This is a genomic window from Chitinophaga sp. YR627 (assembly GCF_900114995.1).
In the GTDB taxonomy this organism is placed as follows: Bacteria; Bacteroidota; Bacteroidia; order Chitinophagales; family Chitinophagaceae; genus Chitinophaga.
Map to the genome: position 1 here is coordinate 289,063 of NZ_FOUX01000006.1, position 24,271 is coordinate 313,333.

The 24,271-nt window shown below is 46.6% G+C and carries 18 protein-coding genes; 7 read left to right on the forward strand and 11 right to left on the reverse strand.

Annotated elements, in window-relative coordinates; translation table 11 throughout:
* The first annotated feature begins 5 nt into the window (after positions 1–5).
* A complete protein-coding gene (locus BMZ72_RS30510) occupies positions 6–3,173 on the forward strand; it encodes a TonB-dependent receptor (protein ID WP_089814285.1) in 3,168 nt (1,055 codons plus the stop codon).
* A 75-nt stretch (positions 3,174–3,248) separates the two neighbouring features.
* Here the strand turns inward: BMZ72_RS30510 and BMZ72_RS30515 are convergent, their stop codons facing one another.
* The 3 genes from BMZ72_RS30515 to BMZ72_RS30525 form a co-directional block, all read right to left on the reverse strand.
* Positions 3,249–3,761, reverse strand: a complete 513-nt coding sequence (locus BMZ72_RS30515) for an OmpH/Skp family outer membrane protein (RefSeq protein ID WP_177222981.1) — start codon at positions 3,759–3,761, stop codon at positions 3,249–3,251.
* A 171-nt stretch (positions 3,762–3,932) separates the two neighbouring features.
* Positions 3,933–5,348, reverse strand: coding sequence for an alpha-L-fucosidase (locus tag BMZ72_RS30520; RefSeq protein WP_089814289.1), 1,416 nt, complete (start codon positions 5,346–5,348; stop codon positions 3,933–3,935).
* A 122-nt stretch (positions 5,349–5,470) separates the two neighbouring features.
* Positions 5,471–6,046, reverse strand: coding sequence for a YceI family protein (locus BMZ72_RS30525; protein ID WP_089814291.1), 576 nt, complete (start codon positions 6,044–6,046; stop codon positions 5,471–5,473).
* A 210-nt stretch (positions 6,047–6,256) separates the two neighbouring features.
* On the opposite strand from BMZ72_RS30525, the gene BMZ72_RS30530 reads away from it, so the two are divergent.
* Complete coding sequence (locus BMZ72_RS30530) at positions 6,257–7,540, forward strand: amidohydrolase (protein WP_255373337.1); 1,284 nt, start codon at positions 6,257–6,259, stop codon at positions 7,538–7,540.
* A 56-nt stretch (positions 7,541–7,596) separates the two neighbouring features.
* Here the strand turns inward: BMZ72_RS30530 and BMZ72_RS30535 are convergent, their stop codons facing one another.
* The gene (locus BMZ72_RS30535; protein ID WP_089814296.1) at positions 7,597–9,096 is read right to left on the reverse strand and encodes a S8 family peptidase; all 1,500 of its coding nucleotides are present in this window, start codon (positions 9,094–9,096) and stop codon (positions 7,597–7,599) included.
* A 357-nt stretch (positions 9,097–9,453) separates the two neighbouring features.
* Between BMZ72_RS30535 and BMZ72_RS30540 the strand changes: the two genes are divergently transcribed.
* Together BMZ72_RS30540 and BMZ72_RS30545 are read left to right on the forward strand one after the other, a co-directional pair.
* Positions 9,454–10,347 carry a PfkB family carbohydrate kinase gene (locus BMZ72_RS30540; RefSeq protein WP_089814298.1) on the forward strand — a complete coding sequence of 298 codons (894 nt, stop codon included), beginning with the start codon at positions 9,454–9,456 and terminating at the stop codon, positions 10,345–10,347.
* 101 nt (positions 10,348–10,448) lie between these two features.
* Positions 10,449–11,972 carry a glycoside hydrolase family 32 protein gene (locus BMZ72_RS30545; RefSeq protein ID WP_089814300.1) on the forward strand — a complete coding sequence of 508 codons (1,524 nt, stop codon included), beginning with the start codon at positions 10,449–10,451 and terminating at the stop codon, positions 11,970–11,972.
* A 239-nt stretch (positions 11,973–12,211) separates the two neighbouring features.
* Here BMZ72_RS30545 and BMZ72_RS30550 read toward each other — a convergent pair whose 3' ends face one another.
* Positions 12,212–13,123, reverse strand: coding sequence for a glycosyltransferase family 8 protein (locus BMZ72_RS30550; RefSeq protein WP_089814302.1), 912 nt, complete (start codon positions 13,121–13,123; stop codon positions 12,212–12,214).
* A gap of 282 nt (positions 13,124–13,405) precedes the next feature.
* Between BMZ72_RS30550 and BMZ72_RS30555 the strand changes: the two genes are divergently transcribed.
* On the forward strand, positions 13,406–15,793 hold the full coding sequence (locus tag BMZ72_RS30555) for an ABC transporter permease (RefSeq protein WP_089814304.1): 2,388 nt from the start codon (positions 13,406–13,408) through the stop codon (positions 15,791–15,793).
* Positions 15,794–15,863: 70 nt separating this feature from the next.
* Here BMZ72_RS30555 and BMZ72_RS30560 read toward each other — a convergent pair whose 3' ends face one another.
* The 3 genes from BMZ72_RS30560 to BMZ72_RS30570 form a co-directional block, all read right to left on the reverse strand.
* Positions 15,864–19,151, reverse strand: coding sequence for a hypothetical protein (locus tag BMZ72_RS30560; protein ID WP_089814306.1), 3,288 nt, complete (start codon positions 19,149–19,151; stop codon positions 15,864–15,866).
* A gap of 165 nt (positions 19,152–19,316) precedes the next feature.
* Positions 19,317–19,700 carry a group III truncated hemoglobin gene (locus tag BMZ72_RS30565; RefSeq protein WP_089814308.1) on the reverse strand — a complete coding sequence of 128 codons (384 nt, stop codon included), beginning with the start codon at positions 19,698–19,700 and terminating at the stop codon, positions 19,317–19,319.
* A gap of 45 nt (positions 19,701–19,745) precedes the next feature.
* Complete coding sequence (locus BMZ72_RS30570) at positions 19,746–20,150, reverse strand: hypothetical protein (RefSeq protein WP_089814310.1); 405 nt, start codon at positions 20,148–20,150, stop codon at positions 19,746–19,748.
* Between the two features lie 75 nt (positions 20,151–20,225).
* On the opposite strand from BMZ72_RS30570, the gene BMZ72_RS30575 reads away from it, so the two are divergent.
* A complete protein-coding gene (locus BMZ72_RS30575) occupies positions 20,226–20,813 on the forward strand; it encodes a Crp/Fnr family transcriptional regulator (RefSeq protein ID WP_089814311.1) in 588 nt (195 codons plus the stop codon).
* A gap of 183 nt (positions 20,814–20,996) precedes the next feature.
* Here BMZ72_RS30575 and BMZ72_RS30580 read toward each other — a convergent pair whose 3' ends face one another.
* From BMZ72_RS30580 to BMZ72_RS36735, 3 genes are all read right to left on the reverse strand, one after another.
* A complete protein-coding gene (locus BMZ72_RS30580) occupies positions 20,997–21,818 on the reverse strand; it encodes a hypothetical protein (protein WP_089814313.1) in 822 nt (273 codons plus the stop codon).
* Positions 21,815–22,636, reverse strand: a complete 822-nt coding sequence (locus BMZ72_RS30585) for an alpha/beta hydrolase (RefSeq protein WP_089814315.1) — start codon at positions 22,634–22,636, stop codon at positions 21,815–21,817. The genes BMZ72_RS30580 and BMZ72_RS30585 overlap by 4 nt, the downstream gene beginning before the upstream one ends.
* Before the next feature lie 164 nt (positions 22,637–22,800).
* Entirely contained in the window at positions 22,801–22,962 is a 162-nt protein-coding gene (locus tag BMZ72_RS36735) for a hypothetical protein (protein ID WP_177222982.1), read from the reverse strand.
* A gap of 79 nt (positions 22,963–23,041) precedes the next feature.
* Between BMZ72_RS36735 and BMZ72_RS30590 the strand changes: the two genes are divergently transcribed.
* Positions 23,042–24,265, forward strand: coding sequence for a BamA/TamA family outer membrane protein (locus BMZ72_RS30590; protein WP_089814317.1), 1,224 nt, complete (start codon positions 23,042–23,044; stop codon positions 24,263–24,265).
* Positions 24,266–24,271: the final 6 nt, after the last annotated feature.

Consider the following 24,271-nt stretch of genomic DNA (forward strand, 5'->3'; position numbering starts at 1 on the left):
CGCTTATGAAACCTATATTTGCCAGCATTACATTGCTACTGCTGTGTTGTTTAGCCCATACACAGTTGTTCGCCCAGACCACGCAAGCCTCCATTGCAGGCGTTGTTGCAGATGAAACCAAACAGTTGATTCCCGGCGCATCCGTACTTGTCCGGAATGAATCTACTGGTTTCAGTAGCAGAACCATTACAAACACAAAAGGTGAATTCCTGTTAAAGGAATTGCCACTCGGTGGACCATACACCGTAACCGTATCTTTCGTAGGCTATAGCGAACAGAAACTTTCCGGCTACACACTGAACCAGGGAGATATCGTCCGCATCAATGTTGCCATGAGATCTTCTACCGTAGGGATGAAAGAGATCACCGTTTCCGGTAACGCACTGAAGAACAAAACAGAAAACTTCGGCGCTGCTACCACCGTTACTGCGCGTGATATCGCCAGATTACCGGTGAACGGTCGTAACTTCTCCTCACTGATCGATCTCTCTCCATTGAGTAGTGGCGGTAACCTGGCGGGTCAGCTGGGCTCTTCTACCAACATTACCATCGACGGTACCAGTGCGAAAAACCCAACCTCCAGCAGCGGAACGAACGCCCGTATCGGTGGTCCTTATGCATTATCCATGGAGGCCATCAGGGAATTCAAAGTGGTCACTAACCAGTACGATGTCACGTTTGGCCGTAGTGGTGGTGGTACCATCAGTACGGTAACAAAATCAGGTACCAATACCTTCTCAGGTAGCGCCTTCCTGTTTTACAGAGCTGATCAGTTGTCTTCTAATTATGACATCCGTGGTGCGAAACGTGTAAATGACTTTTCTACCAAACAGTTCGGTTTCACCTTATCAGGACCGATCGTAAAAGACAAAGCACATTTCTTCGTGGCATGGGACCGTCAGGCAGATGCCCGTCCTTTACAGCTGGCAGATATCCGGTCTGCTGCGGATGAAAAACGCCTGAACGTAACACAGAGCACCCTGGATAATTTCCTGACCATCGCCCGTGGTAAATATGGTGTGTCCATGGCGCCGCAATTCGGCTCTTTCGATAAGAAAAGAAGCACAGATGCCATCTTCGCCCGCGTGGATATTCAGCTGAGTGAAAAAAGCCTGCTGACCCTGCGTGATAACTATATCAGTGACCGCGCACCATTGGGTCGTGACGATAATACCTCCATCAACCTGTATGAAGTATATGCGGATGCAAAAGCTGTGAACAACAGTATCCTCGCTACTTTACGTACTGTGTTGAACCCACGTCTGACAAACGAACTGAAAGTACAACACCTGTATACTTTTGAAGAAAGTTCGCCGGGTAGCCAGCTACCAAAGGCTAATATCCCACGTGCGATCATCGAACGTGTGTCTTCTAATATCGATGGCAACACCGTATTTACCAATATTCAGTTGGGTGGTCAGCGCTATTCTCCGGAACACTTCTACAACCATGTCGTGCAACTGGTAGACAACGTCTATTTCAGCACCAATAAAGCCAACTTCACCTTCGGTACAGATCTCATGTACAGTCACATGAACTCCCTGTACGGTAGTGAAATGAACGGTCGCTTCTACTTCACCGGTCTGGAGAATTTTAACAACATGACACCCTACCGTTATGCACGTGAAGTAGCACTGGCGGATGATCCAGGTATCAATCAGAATGTCGTGGCCGGTGGTTTGTATGCACAGATGCAGACCAAACTCTTCAAAGGATTTGAAATGATCGCCGGTCTCCGTGCTGATTATACGACCTATCTGAATAATGCAAATTACAATCCTTTAGTATACCAGGAACTCGGACTGCGTACAGACAATAAGCTGAATACATTCCAGTTACAGCCGCGTTTGCAGTTCAACTGGGATATCAATGATAAACACAAAGACTACCTGCGTTTTGGCGCTGCGATCTTCGGTTCTGATATCAACAACTATGCAATGATCAATAACCAGTTGTTTGATGGTACCAAAGTACTGACGGTAGATATCCAGAACGTGGGTGTACCTGCGCCTGATTTCGTGGAATACCGTAAGAACCCATCATCGGCGCCTGGTAAGGAGCTGTTTGACCAACTGGGACTGGAGCGTCAGGGTACTATTAACATGAATGGTAAAGACGCCCGCATCCCGGTAGTATATAAGGCTAATATCTCTTACAACCACTTCTTCAATGAGCGCTTTAAAATGGGTATCACTGCCTTCATGACCCTGGCACGTCATAACTATATGTATGTAGACCGTAACATGGTGGACAAACCTTTGTTTACATTGCCTAATGAAGGCAACCGTGGCGTATTTGTACCTTTGGATAGTGTAAAGAAAGCAACAGGTAACTCCAACTGGATGGACGGTCGTAAGAGCAAAAAAGTGGGTCGTGTACTGGAGCTGAACAGCGAAGGTAAAGTGAACCAGTTCGCCTTCGTGGTAGATGGTACCTACCGTTATTTCAGAGATGGGGAGATCTCCTTCAGCTATACCTGGAATGACGCAAAAGACAACACTTCCTATAATGGCGACGTAGCGAATACAGCGACCTTGTCACTGATGGTGAAAGATGATCCGCGTGACCTGCGTACTATGTCTTACTCCGACAACCAGTTCCGTCATAAAGTAGTGTTCTATGGTACACTGCCGTCTTTCTGGGGCTTTAACATCGGTGTACGTTACTCCGGTATCGGTGGTACCCGTTATTCACTGGCAGTAGGTGGTAATGTGAATGGCGACTTTGTGAACTCCAATGACCTGGCTTATGTGTTTGATATAAAAGACCAGCATGTACCTGAGAAGGTGCGTCAGGGTTTACAGTCTATCCTCGATAATCCACTGGCTTCAGAAAGTGTAAAGGATTATATCAGAAAAAGCAGTGGTAAGGTAGCAGAAAGAAATGGTGGTGTCAATGCTTTCTATGGTATCTGGGATATGCGTATTGCGAATAAGATCAAGATCCATAAATCACACTTCGTTGAACTCTCTGCTGATTTCTTCAACATCGCGAATATGATCAAAAAGGACTGGGGTACTATCAAAACACTGGGTAAACAGAACCTGTATTCCATCGGTGGTTTTGATAAAGATACCAGGAGCTATGTGTACAATGTGAATGTGAACTCCGGTGTGATCGTGCCTTCCGGTAATCCATGGCAGATCCAGTTTGGTATCAGATATGGTTTCTAAATAACAAATTATTCCTGCAAAAAGAAAGGGCGTTCCGTTGACGGACGCCCTTTTAGGTTCACAATGGATGAATGACTACTTAATACCGAGTTTCTGTTTCGCTGCTGGTAACAGATCCTCACAGGTAGCCGTTATAACAATGTCTTTTGAATTGTCGAGTACACAGGCAAATCCTTTCTCTGCAGCCAGGTCAGATACTGCCTTTTTCGCCTTTGCAATGATCGGTGCTGTCAGCTGTTGTTCTCTTTCGGCCATGCGCTGTTCCATGCGTGCATTGTATTGCTCTATATTGGCCTTCATCATCTCCAGTTCCTTTATTTTCGCGTCTTTTAGATCCGCTTTTAAGGTAGGCTCAGCCTCCTGGAATTTAGCCACCTTCGCCTGAAATTCATTCACCAGTTCCTGTCCGTCTTTCGCCAGTTCCTGCTGATAAACCTGTAGTGTATCAAATGCTTTTTTTGCTTCCGGCATGCCTGTGATCAATTGTTGCATATTGATGTAGGCAATCTTCGTTTGCGCAAATCCTGTTGATGAAATAAAAATTGTGAATGCAGTTAACGCCAATGCAAGTGTACATTTCCTGAGCATAATCATTTTAGTTAAGAGTGTTTACGTATAGGTTCGCTGTAAAAATGCCTAATCGTATTTAAATAAAAAGTTAAGGGATTGATAAAGGAACGTTAACTAATATTGGGTTCATATAAACAAAAGGGCTATCCGCCTGCGGTGGATAGCCCTTATTAATTGTCTTTTAATTACTTATACGCTGATCTTGAATGCAGCACTGTATTTGAGGCCGCTTTGTGCCTGTACGTTCTTTGGTATCTTAATGGTCACCTGACCATCTTTCAGTGTCCATTGCAGTTTAGCATTGCTACCCAGCAGTGCTATCTTATTGATCTTCTTAACATCTGTTACTGCAAAACTAACTTCTGCCGGCAGTGTTACATCATCTGTTTCAGAAAGATAGTATGCGTAAATAGTGTGCTGGTCTTTGGATTGTGTGAAATAGACATTCTTATCAGAATAAGGCGCTACCGGTCTTGAGGAGTGTATACCCTCGCCATTGATCGCCATCCATTTACCCATGTCTTCCAGACGTTTATACGCATCCGGCGCCCAATCGCCTTTTTCACTGGGCCCGATGTTCAGCAGGAAGTTACCTCCTCTTGACACGATCTTTACCAGCAGGGATACCAGCTGACGGGATGGTTTGTATTCGTCCCGCGGACTGTAACTCCAGGAATAACCCATCGTCATACAGGTCTCCCATGGATAAGGTAATGGTTTGTCAGGAATAGACTGCTCCGGTGTGGTGTAGTTTTCATACTCACCGGGTACGGTTCTGTCCACAACAATAAGACCCGGCTGGTGACTACGTGCCATATCCACAATACGCGGCATATCGAGGCTTTGTTTGCCATCCGGTCTTACCCATCCGCCATCCAGCCACAGGATGTCAATAGGACCATAGCCGGTCATGAGTTCCTGTATCTGGTTGTATGTATAATCATTGAATCGCTTCCAGCGCTCAGGGAACTTCTTGATATCATAGTTGACATGCTCATCTTTCGGCGGATAATATTTCCACCAGAAATCCTGGCTATGCCAGTCTGGTTTGGAGAAATAAGCACCGATCATGAAACTATCCTTACGGAAGGCATCAAAGATTTCTTTGGTGACATTGCTCCGGGGATTTTTAGAAAAGGGCGTATTCGGACTGGTGATCTTATAATCAGTTTCTTTTGTATCGAACATGCAAAATCCATCGTGATGTTTGGTGGTGAACACCACATAACGCATACCGGCTGCGTTAGCCGCTTTCTCCCATTTCTCAGGGTTGAATTGTACCGGATTGAAGTCGTATTGCAGATGTTCATACGCGCTCCTGTAAGTGTTATAATCCTCGCTGTACGGACCTTTTCTTACTACCCAGTCAACCGGACAAATACTCCAGCTTTCTACTTCACCCCATAGTGTATAAGTGCCCCAGTGCATGAACAGACCAAAGCGCTGATCCTGCCATTGTGATAATTTTCTGATTACCAGTGGGTCTTTTGGCGCCTGGTAATCTTTGGACATTTCGTGTACCCCCTCTTTCTCCTGGGCTGATACCTGCTTTCCCGTCAGCATGCATGCTACTAATAATGGGAATACGGCGAATGATTTCCTCATGTATTGACCTGTTTAAATAAGTATTGTGATGCCGGTGTAAGATCCGGAATTGATCTGTACCCGGTACGCATATTTTAACAGATGCTGATGAACTTTTAGCTGTTTTTACGTGGAAGACGTGATTATTGTCTGAAAGTAAGGTCGAAATTGATGGTAACCACCTCGCCGGTTTTGAACTTACCAAAGAGGAAAGTAGGCGGCTCGATATCAAAATCACGCATATCGATCTGTTTACTCCCCCTGATATTGATGCTGTGGTCCGCATTCATCTTTGCTGCCGCCACCAGCTCTACTTCCCTGGTTTCACCGGCCACGGTCAGTTTACCGGAACAATTGATCAAAGTGCCTTGTCTGGATACGGATGCTTTGATCAGATTGAACGTGATCGTGGGGTTCTGCTTTGTTTTCAATGCATTATAAGCCACCGCATCCAGGCCCGTTCGTTCACTCTTCAGACTCTCCGTGGGCATGGTGAAGTCGAGTAGGGATAAGCCCCCCAATTCTCCGTCTTCATAAAAGGTAAAGGTGGCGTTACACGCGATCTTGGATGTTTTCATCTCCCAGTCATGCATCGTGGAAGTGCCGCTGATACTGAGATTAAAGTCTCTCTTCTGCTGGTATTGCACCTGCGCAAAACCTGTACTGATAATAAACTGGATAAACAACAACAGGGCGGTCGATTTGAATAATGTTTTCATAGTCTGTTTACTTGAATTTGATACTGCAAATTAGCGGGCCGGTCCGGAGTGGAGCATGACGACGGTCAGTCAGCCGGATGATTATCACTTCCCTGTTGACTGACTAAAATGAGTAGTCAGCTCCGTGGGTATTCTCTGTAAATGGTTATGTCATTCCCCTGAAAATGTCTATTTTGTATAGCATCAATCAACCCAAATCTGTTATTGCTTATGAAATACCCCCTGCTTGCATTATTGACCCTGTTGCCGGTATTGTCGATGGCACAGGTGAAAGACCTGGATAAGCATGTTGCCGGTGTCAAAGATTCGGTAGTCGCCTGGAGAAGGTATCTCCATCAGTATCCGGAACTCTCCAATAGGGAATACAAAACGGGCGCTTATGTAGCGGCTCATTTAAAGGCTCTCGGACTGGAAGTACAGACCGGCATCGCAAAAACGGGTGTAGTCGCTATCCTGAAAGGAGGCAAGCCCGGTCCGGTAGTCGCTTTACGCGCAGATATGGACGCTTTGCCGGTATTTGAGAGAGCGAACCTTCCGTTTAAATCAGTCGATTCAGCCGATTACCTCGGACAACAGGTACCTGTTATGCATGCCTGCGGACATGATACGCATGTGGCGATGTTACTGGGTACAGCGACTGTATTGACGGCCATGAAAAAGGAGGTACCAGGTACTGTGAAGTTCATCTTCCAGCCGGCAGAAGAAGGGGCTCCCGGCAATGAGGAAGGCGGTGCGCCGCTGATGATCAAAGAAGGCGTGATGGATAACCCAAAGGTGGACGCCATTTTTGGATTGCATATCAATTCACAGACGCCTGTTGGTGTCATCAAGTATAAATCAGGAGCAGAGATGGCTTCCAGCGACTGGTTTGTTGTAAAGGTAAAAGGCAAACAGTCTCATGGTTCACAGCCCTGGCATGGTATCGACCCGGTAGTGGTAGCAGCACAGATCATACAGGGTTTTCAGACGATCGTCAGTCGTCAGGCCGAACTGACCAAAGCGCCGGTCGTAATCACCGTAGGCAAGATCCATAGTGGTGTGAGAAGTAATATCATTCCGGAAGAGCTGGTGATGGAAGGTACGATCCGGACACTGGACAGTCGTATGCAGGAGGATGTACACGAGCGCATGAAGCTGACGGCAACAAAGATCGCGGAAGCCTCCGGTGCGGAAGCAGAGGTTTCAATTGATACTAAGACCAAAGTGACCTATAACGATCCGGCACTGGTAAAACAGATGCTGCCATCATTGGAAGCGGCTGTCGGAAAGGATAATGTAAGAGAAGCAGATTGGACAACAGGAGCAGAAGATTTTTCTTTTTACGGTGATAAAGCACCAGCCTTCTTTTTCTTTCTGGGAGGGTTACCGCCGGGACAGGAGCCCCTGAAAGCTGCGGCGCACCATACGCCTGACTTTTATATCGATGACTCAAAATTGGATGCAGGAGTGAAGGCGTTCTGTCAGTTGGTATTTGATTATGGTAAGAAGAAGTAATTGTTACATGATATTAAAAAGAAGGCATCCACCATAGGCGGATGCCTTTTCCCATTTTAATAACTAACCGCTTTTCCTGCATTGATCTGTCCATTTCCGAAGAACGGATCTTTGCCAGGCGCGCCATAATCATTGGATGATTTGCGCAATATAAGTTCTACCAGTACAGGACTGATCCTTGGATGTTTGCCATACAGCAAAGCGATCACTGCACTCGCATGAGGAGCTGCCATACTGGTACCCGCTGACCATCCATAGCCAAATTCATTGGTGGCTTCATCCCAGAAACCGATATTGAAGATGAAGTCAAACACGTATTCATAGTAAGTGATACCTGCTACGGTCACGATCTGTGTGTTCAACGGAATGCTGTAGTTACCGCCAGGTGCACCGTAGGAGATAAAGTTCTTGCCATAGTTGGTAAAGATGGAAGGCAGGTACAAAGAAGTATCCTGGTTGATACCCCATCCCAGCGGACCATTAGACGCAATGGAGATAACGCCCAGTGCTGCGGCAGGGTAGGTGATGAAGCGTTTTTCAACATCGTAGTTATAGGCATCATTACCAGCAGCAGCTACGATCGTGGTACCACGAAGGGTGGCATATAAAGTAGCCCTGTTAATAGCGATGATAAGGTCCTTCACGTCTCTGTCGTATTGTACTACATAGTCATCAGAAGGATCGTCCGGCGTACCGTTATCATCCGTATAGGTCTTACGTGGCAGTTCGCCGCCAAGACTCATGTTAATGACATCAGCACCATGCTTGCTGGCATAGAAGATACCATCAATGATACCGCTGAAGGAACCACTACCGGCGTCATTCAATACTTTCACCAGGATCAGTTTTGCATCCGGTGCAACACCTACAACGCCATTGGCGTCATCGATGGCGGCGATGGTGCCTGCTACGTGTGTGCCATGGCTGAAGCCTTCAATACCGTGGTATTGTACTTCTTCTCCTTCAACGAAGTTTTTGGTGAGGATGATGTTTGGTTTGATTTCAGGGTTTTGCAGCAGGAAACCGCCATCCAGTACTGCTACTTTCGCGCCACGTCCTCTGTAGCCTTTTGCCCATGCCTGTGGTGCTTTGACAGACTGAAGGCCCCACTGTAAGGCACTGAAGGGATTGTTGGCTAAAGGATTGTTCAGCTTTGCGTTGGTAACAGGCTGAGAAGGTTTGCTGGCACGGAAGGTTTTTTCGGGCAGACGCCAGTTCATGACAACGTCTACGACTACAGACTGCACATCTGCGATCTGTCTTGCTTTTTCAGGGAAGGATGGGTCAGGCGTCTGTACACGTATCAGACCAAGTTCCTCGTTGGCTGTTTTCAGTTTAAAGTCCTTTACACGCAATTTGCCCAGACTCTCAGAGATGCCGGCTAATTTAGCGCCTTCTTTAGCGATAATGAGAAAACCTCTGTCCTGGTGTTGTTGGGGATTTAATGCGTCTTTGCGAACGTTTAGGATCTTGTCGTCTTTTGTACAGGAGGCAACGGTCATCAGCAGCAGCATAATAACGGGGAATGCGGGGGCCAATAGTCGATTTCTTTTCATAGTGATTTTTGTTTAAAGATGATGGAATAGAAAAACGGACGGAATATCGGGAATGTGCTCTTGGTTGACTTTCTTGCTACAGATTTCTTAAGGGTTAAGTGAATGTAAATAAATTATTTAGAATAATCAATAAGGGCAGCGTTATGTTTTTTAGATAAAGGGAATGCCATATTTGAATTGCAGATAAAGTGTGATTAACTGATATATAGATTTTTGTTGAGCCACCGGGAGACTTATTGGAGGTGCTACTGTAGGGGTAGCTCAGCAGGAAAAGAAGCCCCTTTGGGGCAGGTTGAGTGGAAATTGATTATATTTGACCCCTAATTAGCTGGAATATTAATCACATTAAGAAAGTACATGTACGATATTTGTTGTGTAGGGCATATCACATTGGATAAAGTAGTGACCACGAAATCCGTGGTACATATGGCAGGAGGCACTTCATTTTACTTTTCCAATGCTATCCGTCATATGGACGTTAAATACAGACTGGTAACCGCGCTGGCAGAGAGTGAGATGAATAGTGTAAATGAGCTGAGAGCGAAAGGCATTGAAGTGGATGCATTGCCAAGCAAACACACCGTCTATTTCGAGAATATCTATTCAGAAAATCAGGATCACCGCACCCAGCGTGTATTGCAGAAAGCAGATCCGTTTACTATCGAAGCACTGTCGCATACCGAAGCACGCATTTTTCACCTTGGACCATTACTGGCTGACGATTTTCCGGTAGAGCTGATAAAATCACTCTCTGCAAGAGGAAAGGTGTCGCTGGACGTACAGGGTTACCTGCGTAAAGTGGAAGATCATAACGTACACGCGATCGACTGGCCTGCCAAACAGGAGGCCCTGAAATATATTCACACACTGAAGGCGAATGAGCACGAAATGGAAGTACTGACCGGTCATAAGGACGTACGGAAAGGCGCCATGGTACTGGCAGAGTGGGGCGTAAAAGAAGTGGTGATCACACTGGGTAGCATGGGTTCCGTGATCTATGCAGAGGGTGTATTCCACCGTATACCGGCTTATCTGCCGAATATGGTGATCGATGCAACTGGTTGCGGAGATACATATATGGCGGGTTACCTGTACCAGCGCAGCAAAGGTGCTTCCCTGCAATATGCAGGTGAATTTGCCGCTGCAATGGCGACGATGAACATCGAGTCTTCCGGACCATTCACCGGTAACAAACAGGACGTACTGGACTTACTGGCTGCCAGCAGAGAGAAAATATTTGCGGAGCTTTAAAGCCGCTGAAGATATCAGACAATGAGGCCACCTGGTTTTACCGGGTGGCCTCATTTTATTTACAGAATTGTCTATTTTACAGCCGACTAAAGCTCCACAGTATGACAAAGCATTTGTTTGCCCTCCTGACCGCCTTATTGCCTGTAGCAGTATTCGCCCAGGATCAGACACCTACGCCGCAATGGCGGCCTGTATACCATTTTACGCCAGCGAAGAACTGGACCAATGACCCGAACGGACTCATTTACCTGAATGGCGAATATCATCTCTATTATCAGCACAATCCCTTTGAGAATAAATGGGGGCATATGAGCTGGGGACATGCCACCAGTAAAGACCTGGTATCCTGGAAACACCTGCCGGTGGCTATTCCCGAAATCGAGAAAAAGGATACCACCACCTGGATCTTCTCCGGTTGTGCAGTACTGGATACCAAAAATACCAGTGGTTTTGGTCAGAATGGTAAAGCGCCCCTGGTAGCAGTATATACGGCAGATCAGCCTAAACAGCAGCTGGAAACGCAGTTTGTCGCCTATAGTAATGATGGCGGTATGACCTTCGCACAATACGCCGGTAATCCGGTTGTCAATATCCAGAAGAAAGACTTCCGGGATCCCAGCGTTGTATGGATGGAAGACCAGCAGCAATGGATCATGACCGTGGCCGTACCGCACGAGCATAAGCTGCAGTTCTATGCGTCAAAAAACCTGAGAGACTGGACCTTACAGGGTGAATTTGGTAACCAGGGTGATACGCGCAAGATCTGGGAATGTCCTTCCATGACACCCCTGTTCGTAGATGGAGATCCGGCTAAAAAGAAATGGCTGCTGATGATCTCTTCCGGTAACCAGGACGGCGCTACCGGTATGCAATATTTCACCGGTGATTTTGATGGTAAAACATTCACCAATGATCGTCCGGCTGCCCACCAGCAGTTTGTGGACTATGGTCGTACCTATTATGCAGCAATTCCTTACAATAACCTGCCGGATGGCAGTCAGATGATGCTGGGCTGGCTGATGCCGTTCGAAACGCCTACCCATCCCTGGAGAGGCCAGATGTCCATCCCCAGAGACCTTGCCCTGAAGTCTGGTCCTGATGGCGTGATCTTATATCAGCAGCCATCTGCTGTTTTGGATAAAACACTGACGGCACTACCGGCTGCAAAAAAACTGGTGATGCAGCAGACCGACATTCGCAGTAAAGAAATTCCGCTAAATAAGGGCGGTAAATTCAACGCAAATGCTAACTGGGTAGACCTTACCTTCGTACCTGGCACAGCGTCTGAATTCGGCTTAAAACTCATTCAGAATAAAGACACGAAGAGTGAAGCGATATTAGGCTATAATACGGCTACCAATGAATTGTATGTGGCAACTGTAAAAGACGGACAGACTGCCGTTACAACAGATAAACTCACTGTAAAACCAGTTGATGGTAAGCTCAGGTTACAGGTGCTGCTGGATAAGTCTTCACTGGAGGTATTTGTGAACGGTGGAGAGCGCGTATTGACAACACTGCTGTTTCCGGACGCAAAGGCCACAGGATGGTCTGTATTTGCGAAAGACGGTGATGTGAAGCTGGAGACGCTGAAGGCATGGAACCTGGAGTCAGTTAAGAATTAGGAATTAAGAATTAAGTATTAATAGAAAAAGCGCTTTAAGTACGCAATAGCTCCTGAAGAGCAAATGTGTACTTAAAGCGCTTTTATCTTTCGCTAATGCTGCCTTTTTAAGGTAAGATCAACGCAGCGTAAGTATAGTCTAAGTATATTGAAAAAGGATTGATGAGTAAGTAATTTACGGCTATTCTCTGGTATTTCCAGCTGTCGGTTCCTCAGTATACCGCCGTGTCACACCAATTCCTAATTCTTAATTCCTAATTTAAGACTGTCCGCTGTCCTGAAACTCTTCAGATAATGTCTGATCAGTGACTTTCTGATCTTCCAGATCCTTTGCAATCCGGCAAAAGCGACCCGCTTATACCTTCTGTCCCAGAACGTCGTATCATAGTCCGCCCAACGCTGATAACCTGCATGTACCTCTCTGCCCAGAAAGTCCCAGGGTTTGGGTGCGCCGGCAAAATGCAGGATCGCATTTTCCTTAAAGGAAGGGGTGGCCTGTCCGGGTGTCCAGATGCAGTTGAACCGGTCGTCTATGTGATGGAAACTGCCATTACAAATGGTATTCAGTACCGTATTATCTGCTTCCTGCAAAGCCATACCATGACGCAGACAGATCTTTTCTATTTCATGACAGATATCCTGCTCTTTCCATCTCCGGAGATTGAGCAACAGCATACCACTGATAAAAGAGCACTCGTCTTTGCAGACGCTCAGCTGACCAGGCAGCAATTTTGATTCCAGCGTATTCCTGAACGGACCTCCCGGTACGGCTGCGAGAAAATGATCTTCAAAGCGTATCTGATCAAACATGAGCACATCCAGTAAGATCAGCAGGTCAGGGTCCAGACAGAGCACATAATCAACGTCCAGCAGCTTAGGGATCAGGAAACGGCCATAACTGGTACGGGAACCATGTGCAGCACTGAGATGTCCGAACATCTCCTGTGCATCGAAATCATAGAACCGCGTATGGCCATGATAACTCTCCGTCTGTAACAACATCAGGATATTGTTCTTATGTCTGGTGCTTAAATTGTTGCAGATAAAGTGCAGGTCGAGTTGAGATGTGTCGGAACAGTTCCTCACAAGTGAAGTAATCGTGGCGCCTAAGCCTTCCAGCGCAGGAAGGTCAATTACAAATGCAATGTGCATGGTGATGAATTATAAAATAAGTATAGTGTTTTCGTCCGCCCTGATGATCAGCTGGCATTGTATGGGTTCAAACAGTGTAATGTATCCTTTCACGGCTGTTGCATGAAAATACATTATCTTACTGCAACACTACAGCAGACAGCAAAGATCCGGGAGCGGACACCCAGGTGTAACGAAAACGGACACTATAAGACATATTGTTTGGTTTAAGCGGTTGATTTTCAATATTCCTGTTCGTTGGCATACTTTTCTGTACAGTGTAATCGCATAACCCATACCACTATGATCAGGAACTATTTTAAAATTGCCTGGCGCAATCTCAAGAAAAGCAAAGGATATACGGTTATTAATGTCGGCGGACTGGCAACCGGCATGGCCGTGGCAATGCTCATCGGTCTCTGGATCTGGGATGAGGTTACCTATGACAGGTACAACCGTAATTATGACCGTATCGCCCAGGTAATGCAGCACCAGACCTTTAACGGTCAGATAGACACCTGGCAGACCATGCCCTATTATATGGGAGAGGTGCTGCGTGATCAGTATGGCGATAACTTTAAACAGGTCGTAAAGTCTTCCTGGGATACCTATAAGGTACTCGCTGCCGGTGATAAAAAGCTGCGTAAAATAGGCCGGTTTATGGAAGCGGGTGGTCCGGAACTGATAGATGTTACGATGCTGTCAGGTACCCGTGATGCATTGAAAGATGCGGGTACCGTTCTTATCTCCGCTTCCGCTGCGAAAGCTTATTTCGGAGAAGAAAATGCTGTTGGCAAAACCCTGCTGCTGGACAACAAACAATCCCTCATTGTAAGAGGCGTCTACAAAGACCTGCCACATAACTCTTATTTCGGTAACATGGATTTCATCGCTTCCTGGGATGTATTCATCGATAAATATATGGCCTGGATCAAAACAGTGTCTGATCCCTGGGGCAGTAACGCTTTCCTGTTATTTGTACGGTTGGCCGATAAAGCTGATCTTGCAAAGGTCTCAGCCCGCATCGTTAATACAAAACTGAATAATGTACGTCCGGAAGACAGACGTTATAAACCGGTCATCTTCCTGCAGCCCATGAGTAAGTGGCATCTCTTCCAGACGTTTAAAAATGGAATGAATACAGGCGGCCGTATACAGTTCGTCTGGCTGTTTGGCGCAATCGGTATTGTCGTATTACTGCTGGCTTGTATCAACTTCATGAACCTGAGTACCGCACGCTCAGAAAAACGTGCCCGTGAAGTCGGTATCCGTAAAGCAGTGGGCTCTTTCAGAAAACAGCTGATCTGGCAGTTTTTCAGCGAATCCCTGCTGATAGTGATGATCGGATTTGTATTGTCTGTCATCCTGGTACAACTGGCATTACCATTTTTTAATAATGTAGCCGATAAACAGATTACGATACCATGGACTGGTCCGCTGTTCTGGTTGGCCGGCATAGTGTTTATACTGTTGACCAGCTTTATTGCCGGTAGTTATCCTGCTTTCTATCTTTCCTCTTTTCAACCTGTCCGTGTGCTTAAAGGGACTTTCCGCGCAGGCCGTCATGCTGCTTTGCCAAGAAAGGTACTGGTAGTGATACAGTTCGCTGCCTCACTGATCCTGATCATAGGTACCATCATCGTATTCCGGCAGGTAGAGTTTGCAAGAAACAGACCGGTAGGATATAGCAGAGAAGGACTGCTGTCAATGGAAACAAGTATGACCAATATTCACGACCATTTTGAGGTAGTCAGAGCTGAACTGAAAAATGCCGGTGCTATTGTGGATATGGCAGAAGCGAGTACGCCTGTTACCACTGTATGGCAGACAAACGGTAATCTCAGGTGGAAAGGAAAAGATCCTTCCATGACGGTGGACATGCCTACCCAGACCGTATCGGCTGAATACGGGAAGACGATCGGCTGGAAGTTTGTAGCAGGACGTGATTTCTCTAATGCTTATGCAACCGACTCTGCTTCCTTTATTCTGAATGAATCTGCGGTAAGATTAATGGGTTTAAAAGACCCGGTAGGAGAAACAATTTATTGGGATGGTACGCCATTCATCGTAATAGGTGTGATCAAAGACCTGGTAGCAGAATCTCCTTACGAACCGGTGCGGCCCTCCATGTATGTGATGAACAAGAGTTTCCTGGGTATCATGAACATCAGGATCAACCCTGCGGTGAGTAGTCATACTGCGTTAGCGAAAATAGAAGAAGTATTTAAAAAATATAGTCCGGAACAACCATTCGATTACCAGTTTGTCGACATAGAATATGCCCATAAATTCGGGAATGAGGTCAGGGTAGGTAAACTAACGACCTTCTTTGCCATACTGGCTATTTTCATCAGTTGCCTGGGTTTATTTGGTATGGCTTCCTTTATGGCAGAACAGCGTACAAAAGAGATCGGCGTACGCAAGGTACTGGGCGCTTCGGTATTCAATCTGTGGGCCATGCTCTCGAAGGATTTCCTGGTATTGGTAGGCGTGGCACTGCTCATCGCAGTACCACTGGCTTATTACTTCATGCATGAATGGTTACAGCATTATACCTACAGGTCGGAAATTGCGTGGTGGATCTTTGTGGTTGCCGGAGTAGGGATCATTATCGTCACATTGGCGACGGTTAGTTTTCAGAGTGTGAAAGCGGCGCTGGTGAACCCGGTGAAAAGTCTCAGATCAGAATAGTCATTTACATAAAAAAGAAGGGGGCCGATGCAGTTATTTGCATCCGCCCCCTTCTTTTTTATGTTGACCCCTATTTTCCTTTGAATAAGAAGGTGCCCCAGAGATTGGGGGACAATGTCGCTTCAGAAGGAACATCCGCCGTAATACCAGTCGCTTTGTTGCTCCAGTAGAGACGGGAGGTGGTTTCTCCGTTACTGCCTCTTAAAATGCCTATATCGCCCTTTATCTGCGTTCCATTGCCTGCCTGAATACCCAAAGCCGTCAGCGGTACAGAAAGCTCGTAATTGCCCTCAGAACCGGCAAATTGCAGCTGACTGCTGATATTATCCACCTTATCAAAAGTGATCGTCCGGGAAGGGGAGGAGAAAGGTACTTTATCATCCTGTTTCGTACCCGGTACGACGGCTTTATAGAGCAAAGCCTGTGGTTTACCATCCACCACACTGACAAGCAGGCGGTAGTCACCAGCAATAGCCGTACGCCGCGCAGGATCGGCTTTTGTATCAGAAGAACCGATCATGATATCCAGCGCACCACCGGTTTTAAACGGCGCCATTGGCATTTCTCCTGAGTTATCTGCGAGGTGCGCATTACCGGTACGGAAGGCAGCATACAGCCGGCCATTGGATACCATCAGCGCACCGCTGACATCATATGGTTTTGAGTTCGAGTTAAAATTAGCTTTCACACCCCGTTTATCGATATCCGCCCAGGAGGCCTTTGCCCATTCGTTCAGTTTACCGTCTACAATCGGTTTTTGTGTGCTGATATTCACTTCCAGTACCCGTGGCCCCCCGGCCTGCTGTTGCGCTGCTGATGCGGAAGACATCACCGCCAGACTACGGTTCAGGGAGGACTGATTCACCGCGATCTTTGTATCCGGTAAACGCGTGATGGTCTCCAGTCCGTCCAGTCGCACAATGGCACTACGCGCACCATCTACCAGATAGACCTTACCATCATCCGTAGCTGTAATACCCGGCCAGAAGTTTTCTTCACCCAGTGTAATACTGTCTAAGGACATATTTCTTTTACCACCCGGCATCCGCCATTGGGTACCGCTACGCATATTTTCAAAAAGAGAGGCGACAAATAAACCATCTGCTGTGAATACATATACATTACCGTGGTTACCATTAATGGCCCACAGCGAACCAGCAGCTGATCCTTTTACATTAAAGAAACCGCCCAGGAGACGGGTTGTACCGATCAGTTGTCCGGCCCTATCAGCTTCCGGTGCATTATGCGAAGCATGTAAACCCGGCCAGAGATCGGGGTAGCTCCATACAGGAACGCCATTTTTTACGCCACTGAGGGATAGCTGCGAATAGGGCTTCACGCCTGATGTGATCACACTCCAGCCGTCAGGTCCTTCCAGCAACTGATCGCCACCCGAAGAAGCAGGCGCCTGGACACCCTGCGCAATGACCTTCCCTTTTGTGATATCATACATCGGCACACCTGCTTTAGATACACCTGTCACCGCAAATTGCATCGCTTTATCATTGACACGCGCAATACAGAAAGAAAGATCCGGCATTACTGTTACACCGCCACTGTTGCCTTTCTGGTACTGTACTTCTCCGGCTTGCGCACGGCCATCTCCATTCTGATCCTGCCAGATGAAGAACGCCTGCGAAGAGCTGCCTTTCGCATTCAGATCAACACCCTGTGGCCATCCGGAACGGAATGCAGCGCTTTTTAACAGGTCCCACTGGGCTGCCTGTCCCATAGCGGCTACAGGAACAGCTATACCATTACGTTTGATAAACAGGAATGCAGTGGTCCAGCCGTTGGTCGGACTGCTGTTATAGCAATTCGTGAAGTATTGTTGTCCGTTATAATAAAGCGGGGTTTCCGGCGCTGCACTCCGAAATGCCAGCGGCATATCATCTGCATCCGGACGATAGTAGACCTGCTTTACAGCAGAAGTACCCGTTTGCCAGTTGAGCGCAAATTCCATTGCGCCTTTGCTTTCTTCCGTATAGTAAAAACGGGTTTTATCCTGTGGATCGAGGGTACCGCCACCGCCATATTTCGGTGGACCATAAAACGCCCGGATCAGTTTTCCATCCAGCGACCATACACTGACACGTTTAGGCAGGTAATCATTTTCAGTGACCCATAACTGTTGTTCTGCATCGATGGTAATACCGGCAGGATTATTCATGTGCTGCGGATCATAGGGACCGGCAGCAGGGGCGCCTGGTGTACCGATCTGGCGAACGAATTTTCCTTCCGGAGAAAATACTTTCACTGTATGACTCCTTCCACGATCGCTGATGTAGATCCTGCCACTATTATCGAGAGTGAGTGCGATAGGAGCTTCCAGTCCACTGCTGATCAGTACCTGTCCTTTGTCATCCGGTAATGTGCCGGAAAAACGTAGCAGCTGATTGCCCGCGAGTAATAATAATCTTCCCTGTTTATCATAACACATCCCGGTGGGTGCATTCGCTTTGATACTGTCTGTCAGTCTGCTTTTGGCGATATCCGCAATCAGGATACTATTCTTACCCGCAATACTGATCAGTGCAATACCGTTGTTAACCGCAAAACCGGTGATCATTTCTTTGACCTGCTCCAGTGGAACAGCACCCAATGAGCGTTTTACGATCTGTTTAACGTTATAATCATTCTTTTTACCTACGCTTAATGCATTGAGCCTTAGTTCAGCTACGCCTGACTGTTTATCTGTCTCCCAGGCAGAGACCACATATATGTCGTTGCCTGGCACTGCTTTAGGACCATTATCCGCCGCAATAAAAGGAGCGGCTGTCCATGCGCCACCTACCCAGCTACGTCCGCCACGTTTACGTCCGCTCATATCTATCCAGGCCAGTCCGTCCGGACCTTCCGTTACATAACAGCCGAGTAATACGGCAGGTTGTCCCGAAGGAGAGGCTTTTGCAGGAATGAATAAGGCAGCCTGCGGAGGAGTGTGGTTGGCCAGCCAGGCGCCGGTATGATCTTCTGTTCTCCAGGGAGGTGTACCAGGCGAATAGGTGGCCATCTCATAATGCGCATGAATGGCGCCTCTGACGAGTCCGCGGACGGTATATTGTCCCGGAGCGACCATTTTGCCCGGTACATTGTAGACGCCATGTTTGGCACCATCGGCATCTCTGCCAAGATCGTCCAGTCCATCCCATTGTACGGTATTAGCGCCGGCAGGGAAGTAGGTTTCTGATATCAGGTTCCGTACACGCGTACCGTCCCCATTTTCGATCACGAGGGTTACATATCCGGCTTGTTTAAGGTTAAACTGAACAGGTATGGCAGCAGGTGATTGTTGAGCGTTGGCGAAGTGACCTACTAAAAGAAGTAGTGGTAATAAAGACAGGTGTTTCTTAGTCATGGCTGGTAACGATTAGCTTAACCGACAGGTGCAAAGATAATGCCTGACGCAAAAAATAAAGAGGTCATTCCCGTACCCCGGAATGACCTCCAGCCATCTGCAATGCATCTCATCCATCTGACTTGCAGTCGCTTTATAAACAGGCACTCATTCACAAATATTTACTTACACGGTATGCAGCTGTTGTATTTTTCCAAGCATCAGTATTTTCATCAGTTCTGCTTTACTCTTTGCACTCCGGGCCACCTTGCCATCAAACAGTTCGTCTATTGTCTGATGCCAGAGTAGCAGCCAGGTGGCAAAGTGTTCCTCTGTGAGTGGTACGCGTTCATGTAATGCCGTATGCTTTGCTAAAGGATTACCCTTGAAGGATGCTCTGCCAAATAATACGGTTTCCCAGAAACTGTGCATGACCGGCAGGTGCTTTTCCCAGTTCACCTGTGCAACATCGTCAAAGACATATCCAAGGATCTCATTTTCTCTTACCCTGCTGTAAAATGTATTTACGAGTAGCTGTACATCTTCTATTGTAGTGATATCTTTTTTCATTGTCGTATGATTCATTTTAATGAAATAGGAGACAAGCGGTGATGATTAATAGAACAGGAAGCAACTGGCGACCACCAGGAGGTCTATAACAACGCCTGCCCAGAACACAGGAATAGTAATTTTCGTAGGCATGGCGGCCAGATTGGTAGTTTCTGTGATCACAAAACCAACCAGACAGGGTATCCACAACTCAAACGGGTTACCACGCATCACAACGATCATCAGTGTGATCGGCACCAGCACACAACCCTGCATAAAAAAAGAGAAGGCAAGCCAGCCAAAACGGTTAGGCTGTTGCGCTTCTGCGTATTGCAGGAACCGCTGCCAAAGACTAAGTGTTTGTACTGCATTGTTATACGGTATCGCCTGTGCTTTTACCTGTACAAACTGTTTAGCGATCACGTTGTCTGTTTTTTGTTTATCGTTTAAGTTGATATGAACCGTTTCCATAAATGTGTAATTTTATATCACAAAGGAACTAATCATTTGCACCCGGGTTTATGACCTGGATCATAAAGACAAAAAATGCTGGATTACGAGATACTCATACAGGCGGGCGCAGTGACACGCAGTTTTAAGAAGGGAGATACGATCCTGAAAGAAGGCAATCACGCCAGGTTTTATTTCCAGATCATCAGTGGTGAAGTAAAGATGGTGAATACCGGGGAGAACGGACAGGAATTCATACAGGGTATTTTCAAAGCGGGTAACAGTTTTGCAGAGCCGCCTTTATTCCTGGACGTGACCTATCCTGCCTCGGCTATTGCGATTACGGACTGTGAGGTGCTGGTATTGGAGAAGGCAAAGTTACTCATGCTGCTGTCGCAAAACTTTACGCTACAGATGCAGCTGGTAAAAAGCCTGTCTGAACGTATTTACTTTAAATCGATGATGGCAAAAGAGATCAGTCTCTATGACGCCAGCCATCGCATCATTACCCTGATAGACTTTCTGAAGGAAAGAGATGGTTTTACCGATGAATTGTATCCTGTTAATCTCACCAGGCAACAGATAGCCGATCTCACCGGACTCAGGGTAGAGACAGTTATCAGGGCGATCAAGTACCTGGTCCAGAAGGAACTGGTCCAGAAGGGGCGGAAGATATACAGATAATACTCTGTTGATACCCATTGTGTTACCTAAAGCAAACAATGCAGCGTATGCTGCAGGATGCGTTTACTGTAATAGGCTGTTATGGCATGTTTTTGTTGATAATATTATCGTCGTTTAAGAACTTTTGGAAGTGAGCAATAGCGTTTAAAAGAAAAAAGCGTCTCGCCATTGGCGGACGCTTTTTTATGCTTTAACTCTTTCAAACCGTATATGTGTGCGAAAGAGGAAGGTTTCAAAATGTTGTGGTTCCATCTTCAATATCGGAATGCGGTATTGATGGCCGTCCCGGTAACTGACGACCAGGCAGCCGTCTTCAGTAGTGACAGCACCTGATATCCTGTCCAGGGTGTCCTTTTTACGGGTAGCCCAGTTGGATACAGGTATTTCAACAAGGATGGAAAATGCATCATCTGCAGGTTGAATGGATATGCAGATGGGCTCTTTCTCCGGACTGATATCATCCATCATATTGAAGTTGATATCGTATTGTGGCGTGTCTTTTACATGTATAGACTGCCATTTACCAGATAGTTGTTCAATGGTAATGTCTGTAACCGTTTCAAAGATATATTCTCCTCTGATCATTCTTTTCAGTTGCCCAAGCACTGCTATAACAGCAGGATCAGCAATATCAGGTAATTGCTGTAATGCCCATCCGGCTTTCTTTTTATCGGTACCGGGCTTGTTTTTCAGAAATATGCCAAACAATTTTTGCCGCCACTCATTGCGGCTTTTCGGGGTACTTTGCCGGATGGCTTCACCAATCTGCAATAACATCTTTTCCAGCTGGTCCGTAACAGCGGCATCCGCCAGGATCGTGTCCAGTTCTGTATCGTAATAGATGTTCAGGTTCTTCAGCAGATAATCCTCCAGTGGTCTCGCTTCCGGCTGATATTGCGGTAATGCGCATTCCTGCATCAGCAGTAACAATACCAGTTCTCTAAGGCCGGGACTGGTCCAGATAACCTGTGCTTTAAAAGAAATACGGCTATTGTTTTCACTCATCGGCTTCGTTTTACGTTTAAGAGCTGTAATGCTTTATATACACTGTTGTGCAGGATCGTGCGGTGCGTCTCTTTGGGCATATACAGGAAATTGGTAAACAATTCTTTTTGCCTTGCATCCTGTAATACTGTGGCCAGTCTGGTAGCGCCGTCCTGCATTTGTTCTCCTTCATCACCCACAGCAATAAATACATGTGCATGGATATCCTTTCTGGTTGAGATAAGAAAGGGCGCCATTGTCAACAGTGAACCTTCATCCCACCACAGACTCGGACTGATGATGACATAATTCATGAACATATCGGGTTGCTTCAGCAGAATGGAGCTTGCGAGGAGTCCGCCCAGTGATTGTCCGATCAGGGTAGTGGAGTCATTGACCTTATAATGCTTTTTTACAAAGGGTTGTAGTTCCTGCGAGAGGAAAGCGATGAAATTGGCAGCCCCGCCCGTAGTAGGATACTGTTTCGTCAGTTCCTTAATGGTACTGGGGTAGGTAAAATCTCTTTTCCTGTCCACATTGGCAATACCTACAAGGATCGATGGTGGCAGGGTATCGATCATGGTAAGGAATTGTGTAAGTCCGGCGATATGTATGAAATCCTCATCCATGGCGCCATCCAGGAGATAGATCACCGGATAATGCCTGTTTGCCGCAGGATTATATTCCTTCGGCAGATAAATATTCACCGTTCTGTTTTCATGCAATATCTCCGAGCGGAAAGTATGCGTTTCACCTATGGATAATGGCGCTGCTTTCTGCGCCTGTAATTGAACAAGCAGGAACAACAGTGGTATCAGCAGAATAGGTATTCGTTTCATTGGATATTTAAGTATTGCTAATATATAAGGATTTTTCTTTATTTCACGCCCTTACTCTAACTTAATTATACCTATGGACAATATACAGGCGCCTGAAAACACGTCTTCCGGCAAATCCTTTCAGCTTTCGGATGCAACTATTGCACGTTTTGGGGCATATGCAGCTACTTAATGGGCATTTTGGGGATGTTGTATTGTTTACCATTTCTATATTCGACATCTGTTCCTGATCTTATCGGCGCGGGTTTCCCTTTTGTCGGTGGAGCAGTAATAGCGGGCACAGGTCTGATCGCATTATCTATTCTCGCCAGGAAATAGTTGGTCATCCGGTTGTAGCGATCTCTCTACTGGCACAATATTAGGACATACAATAGTATACCGTCAGTAATAAGACCGTACAACTGGATGAATAAGCTTTCACTGATCATATTGTTTTTAGCCCTGCCTTGTTGGGTGGCGGCCCAGGATAAAGATAAACGCTGGGCCTGGGATTATGAGTCAGATGAGGACACCGTGCCTCATAAAGACGTCATTGATATCTTTAAAAGTGTAGTCAGGTACAAGGCAAAGCCCCCAAAACGGGGTAAACGCCGGATCTATTACTCTTTGCTGCCTGCTCCATCAAATATACCCGGTGGTGGTATCGCGCTGATCACGTCTACGAATGCGGCTTTTTATATGGGACCAAGACGTACTACGAACCTGTCCAACGTGTCCTTTACACCCTCTTTTTCTTTCAAAGGACGCTTTTCCTTTGCATTGAGGTCGAATATCTGGTTCCAGGACAATGCGTACAATATGGTAGGCGATATCCGTTTTATCATCAATCCCCAATATACCTGGGGAACTGGCGCAGGCGTACCTGAAGAGGAAAAGCAGTTGCTGGGCAACAATTACTTCCGCGTCTATGAAACCTTCTACCGCAGAGTTACCAAAGAATGGCTGGTGGGTGTGGGTTATCACCTTGACTGGCATTCCAATATCGGGATACGGTCAAATGACAGTGTACAGTTATCGAAATTCGTAGGGTATAATTACGGTACCGACGGCGGACAAACAGTCTCCTCCGGTGTTTCGCTGAACCTGTTGAAAGATTCCCGTCAGAACTCCATCAACCCTCAGTCAGGACATTATTTTAACGCCGTTTTCAGGATCAATCCCAGGTTCCTGGGCAGTAATGACAATTGGAAATCACTCTATGTTGATTATCGGAAATATCTTAACCTTGGTAATGGGAAACAGCAAAATGTACTCGCTTTCTGGGGATTTTACTGGACATCGCTGAGTACAAAGACGCCATACCTCGATCTGCCCAGTATTGGCTGGGACCCGAACTTCCGGAGTGGCAGAGGAATGGACCAGAACCGTTTCCGTGGAAAAGCGCTGATAGATCTTGAAGCGGAATACAGAAGAGATATTACCCGCGACGGGTTGCTGGGATTCGTATTATTTGCTAACACGAATACAGTGACAGAAGGGGACCGTTACAGGTTTACCGCTTTCCATCCGGCAGGCGGAGGTGGTCTGCGTCTTAAATTCAACAAGAAATCTAATACTAATATAGCGGTGGACTATGGTATCAGCCGATACGGTACCCGCTTCAGCATTAACCTGGGTGAGGCATTCTAATGGACA

Coding starts and splice junctions, on each gene's coding strand:
- BMZ72_RS30510 (WP_089814285.1), top strand. CDS start 6: ATGAAACCTATATTTGCCAGCATTACATTGCTACTGCTGTGTTGTTTA.
- BMZ72_RS30515 (WP_177222981.1), bottom strand. CDS start 3,761: ATGCTCAGGAAATGTACACTTGCATTGGCGTTAACTGCATTCACAATT.
- BMZ72_RS30520 (WP_089814289.1), bottom strand. CDS start 5,348: ATGAGGAAATCATTCGCCGTATTCCCATTATTAGTAGCATGCATGCTG.
- BMZ72_RS30525 (WP_089814291.1), bottom strand. CDS start 6,046: ATGAAAACATTATTCAAATCGACCGCCCTGTTGTTGTTTATCCAGTTT.
- BMZ72_RS30530 (WP_255373337.1), top strand. CDS start 6,257: ATGAAATACCCCCTGCTTGCATTATTGACCCTGTTGCCGGTATTGTCG.
- BMZ72_RS30535 (WP_089814296.1), bottom strand. CDS start 9,096: ATGAAAAGAAATCGACTATTGGCCCCCGCATTCCCCGTTATTATGCTG.
- BMZ72_RS30540 (WP_089814298.1), top strand. CDS start 9,454: ATGTACGATATTTGTTGTGTAGGGCATATCACATTGGATAAAGTAGTG.
- BMZ72_RS30545 (WP_089814300.1), top strand. CDS start 10,449: ATGACAAAGCATTTGTTTGCCCTCCTGACCGCCTTATTGCCTGTAGCA.
- BMZ72_RS30550 (WP_089814302.1), bottom strand. CDS start 13,123: ATGCACATTGCATTTGTAATTGACCTTCCTGCGCTGGAAGGCTTAGGC.
- BMZ72_RS30555 (WP_089814304.1), top strand. CDS start 13,406: ATGATCAGGAACTATTTTAAAATTGCCTGGCGCAATCTCAAGAAAAGC.
- BMZ72_RS30560 (WP_089814306.1), bottom strand. CDS start 19,151: ATGACTAAGAAACACCTGTCTTTATTACCACTACTTCTTTTAGTAGGT.
- BMZ72_RS30565 (WP_089814308.1), bottom strand. CDS start 19,700: ATGAAAAAAGATATCACTACAATAGAAGATGTACAGCTACTCGTAAAT.
- BMZ72_RS30570 (WP_089814310.1), bottom strand. CDS start 20,150: ATGGAAACGGTTCATATCAACTTAAACGATAAACAAAAAACAGACAAC.
- BMZ72_RS30575 (WP_089814311.1), top strand. CDS start 20,226: ATGCTGGATTACGAGATACTCATACAGGCGGGCGCAGTGACACGCAGT.
- BMZ72_RS30580 (WP_089814313.1), bottom strand. CDS start 21,818: ATGAGTGAAAACAATAGCCGTATTTCTTTTAAAGCACAGGTTATCTGG.
- BMZ72_RS30585 (WP_089814315.1), bottom strand. CDS start 22,636: ATGAAACGAATACCTATTCTGCTGATACCACTGTTGTTCCTGCTTGTT.
- BMZ72_RS36735 (WP_177222982.1), bottom strand. CDS start 22,962: ATGACCAACTATTTCCTGGCGAGAATAGATAATGCGATCAGACCTGTG.
- BMZ72_RS30590 (WP_089814317.1), top strand. CDS start 23,042: ATGAATAAGCTTTCACTGATCATATTGTTTTTAGCCCTGCCTTGTTGG.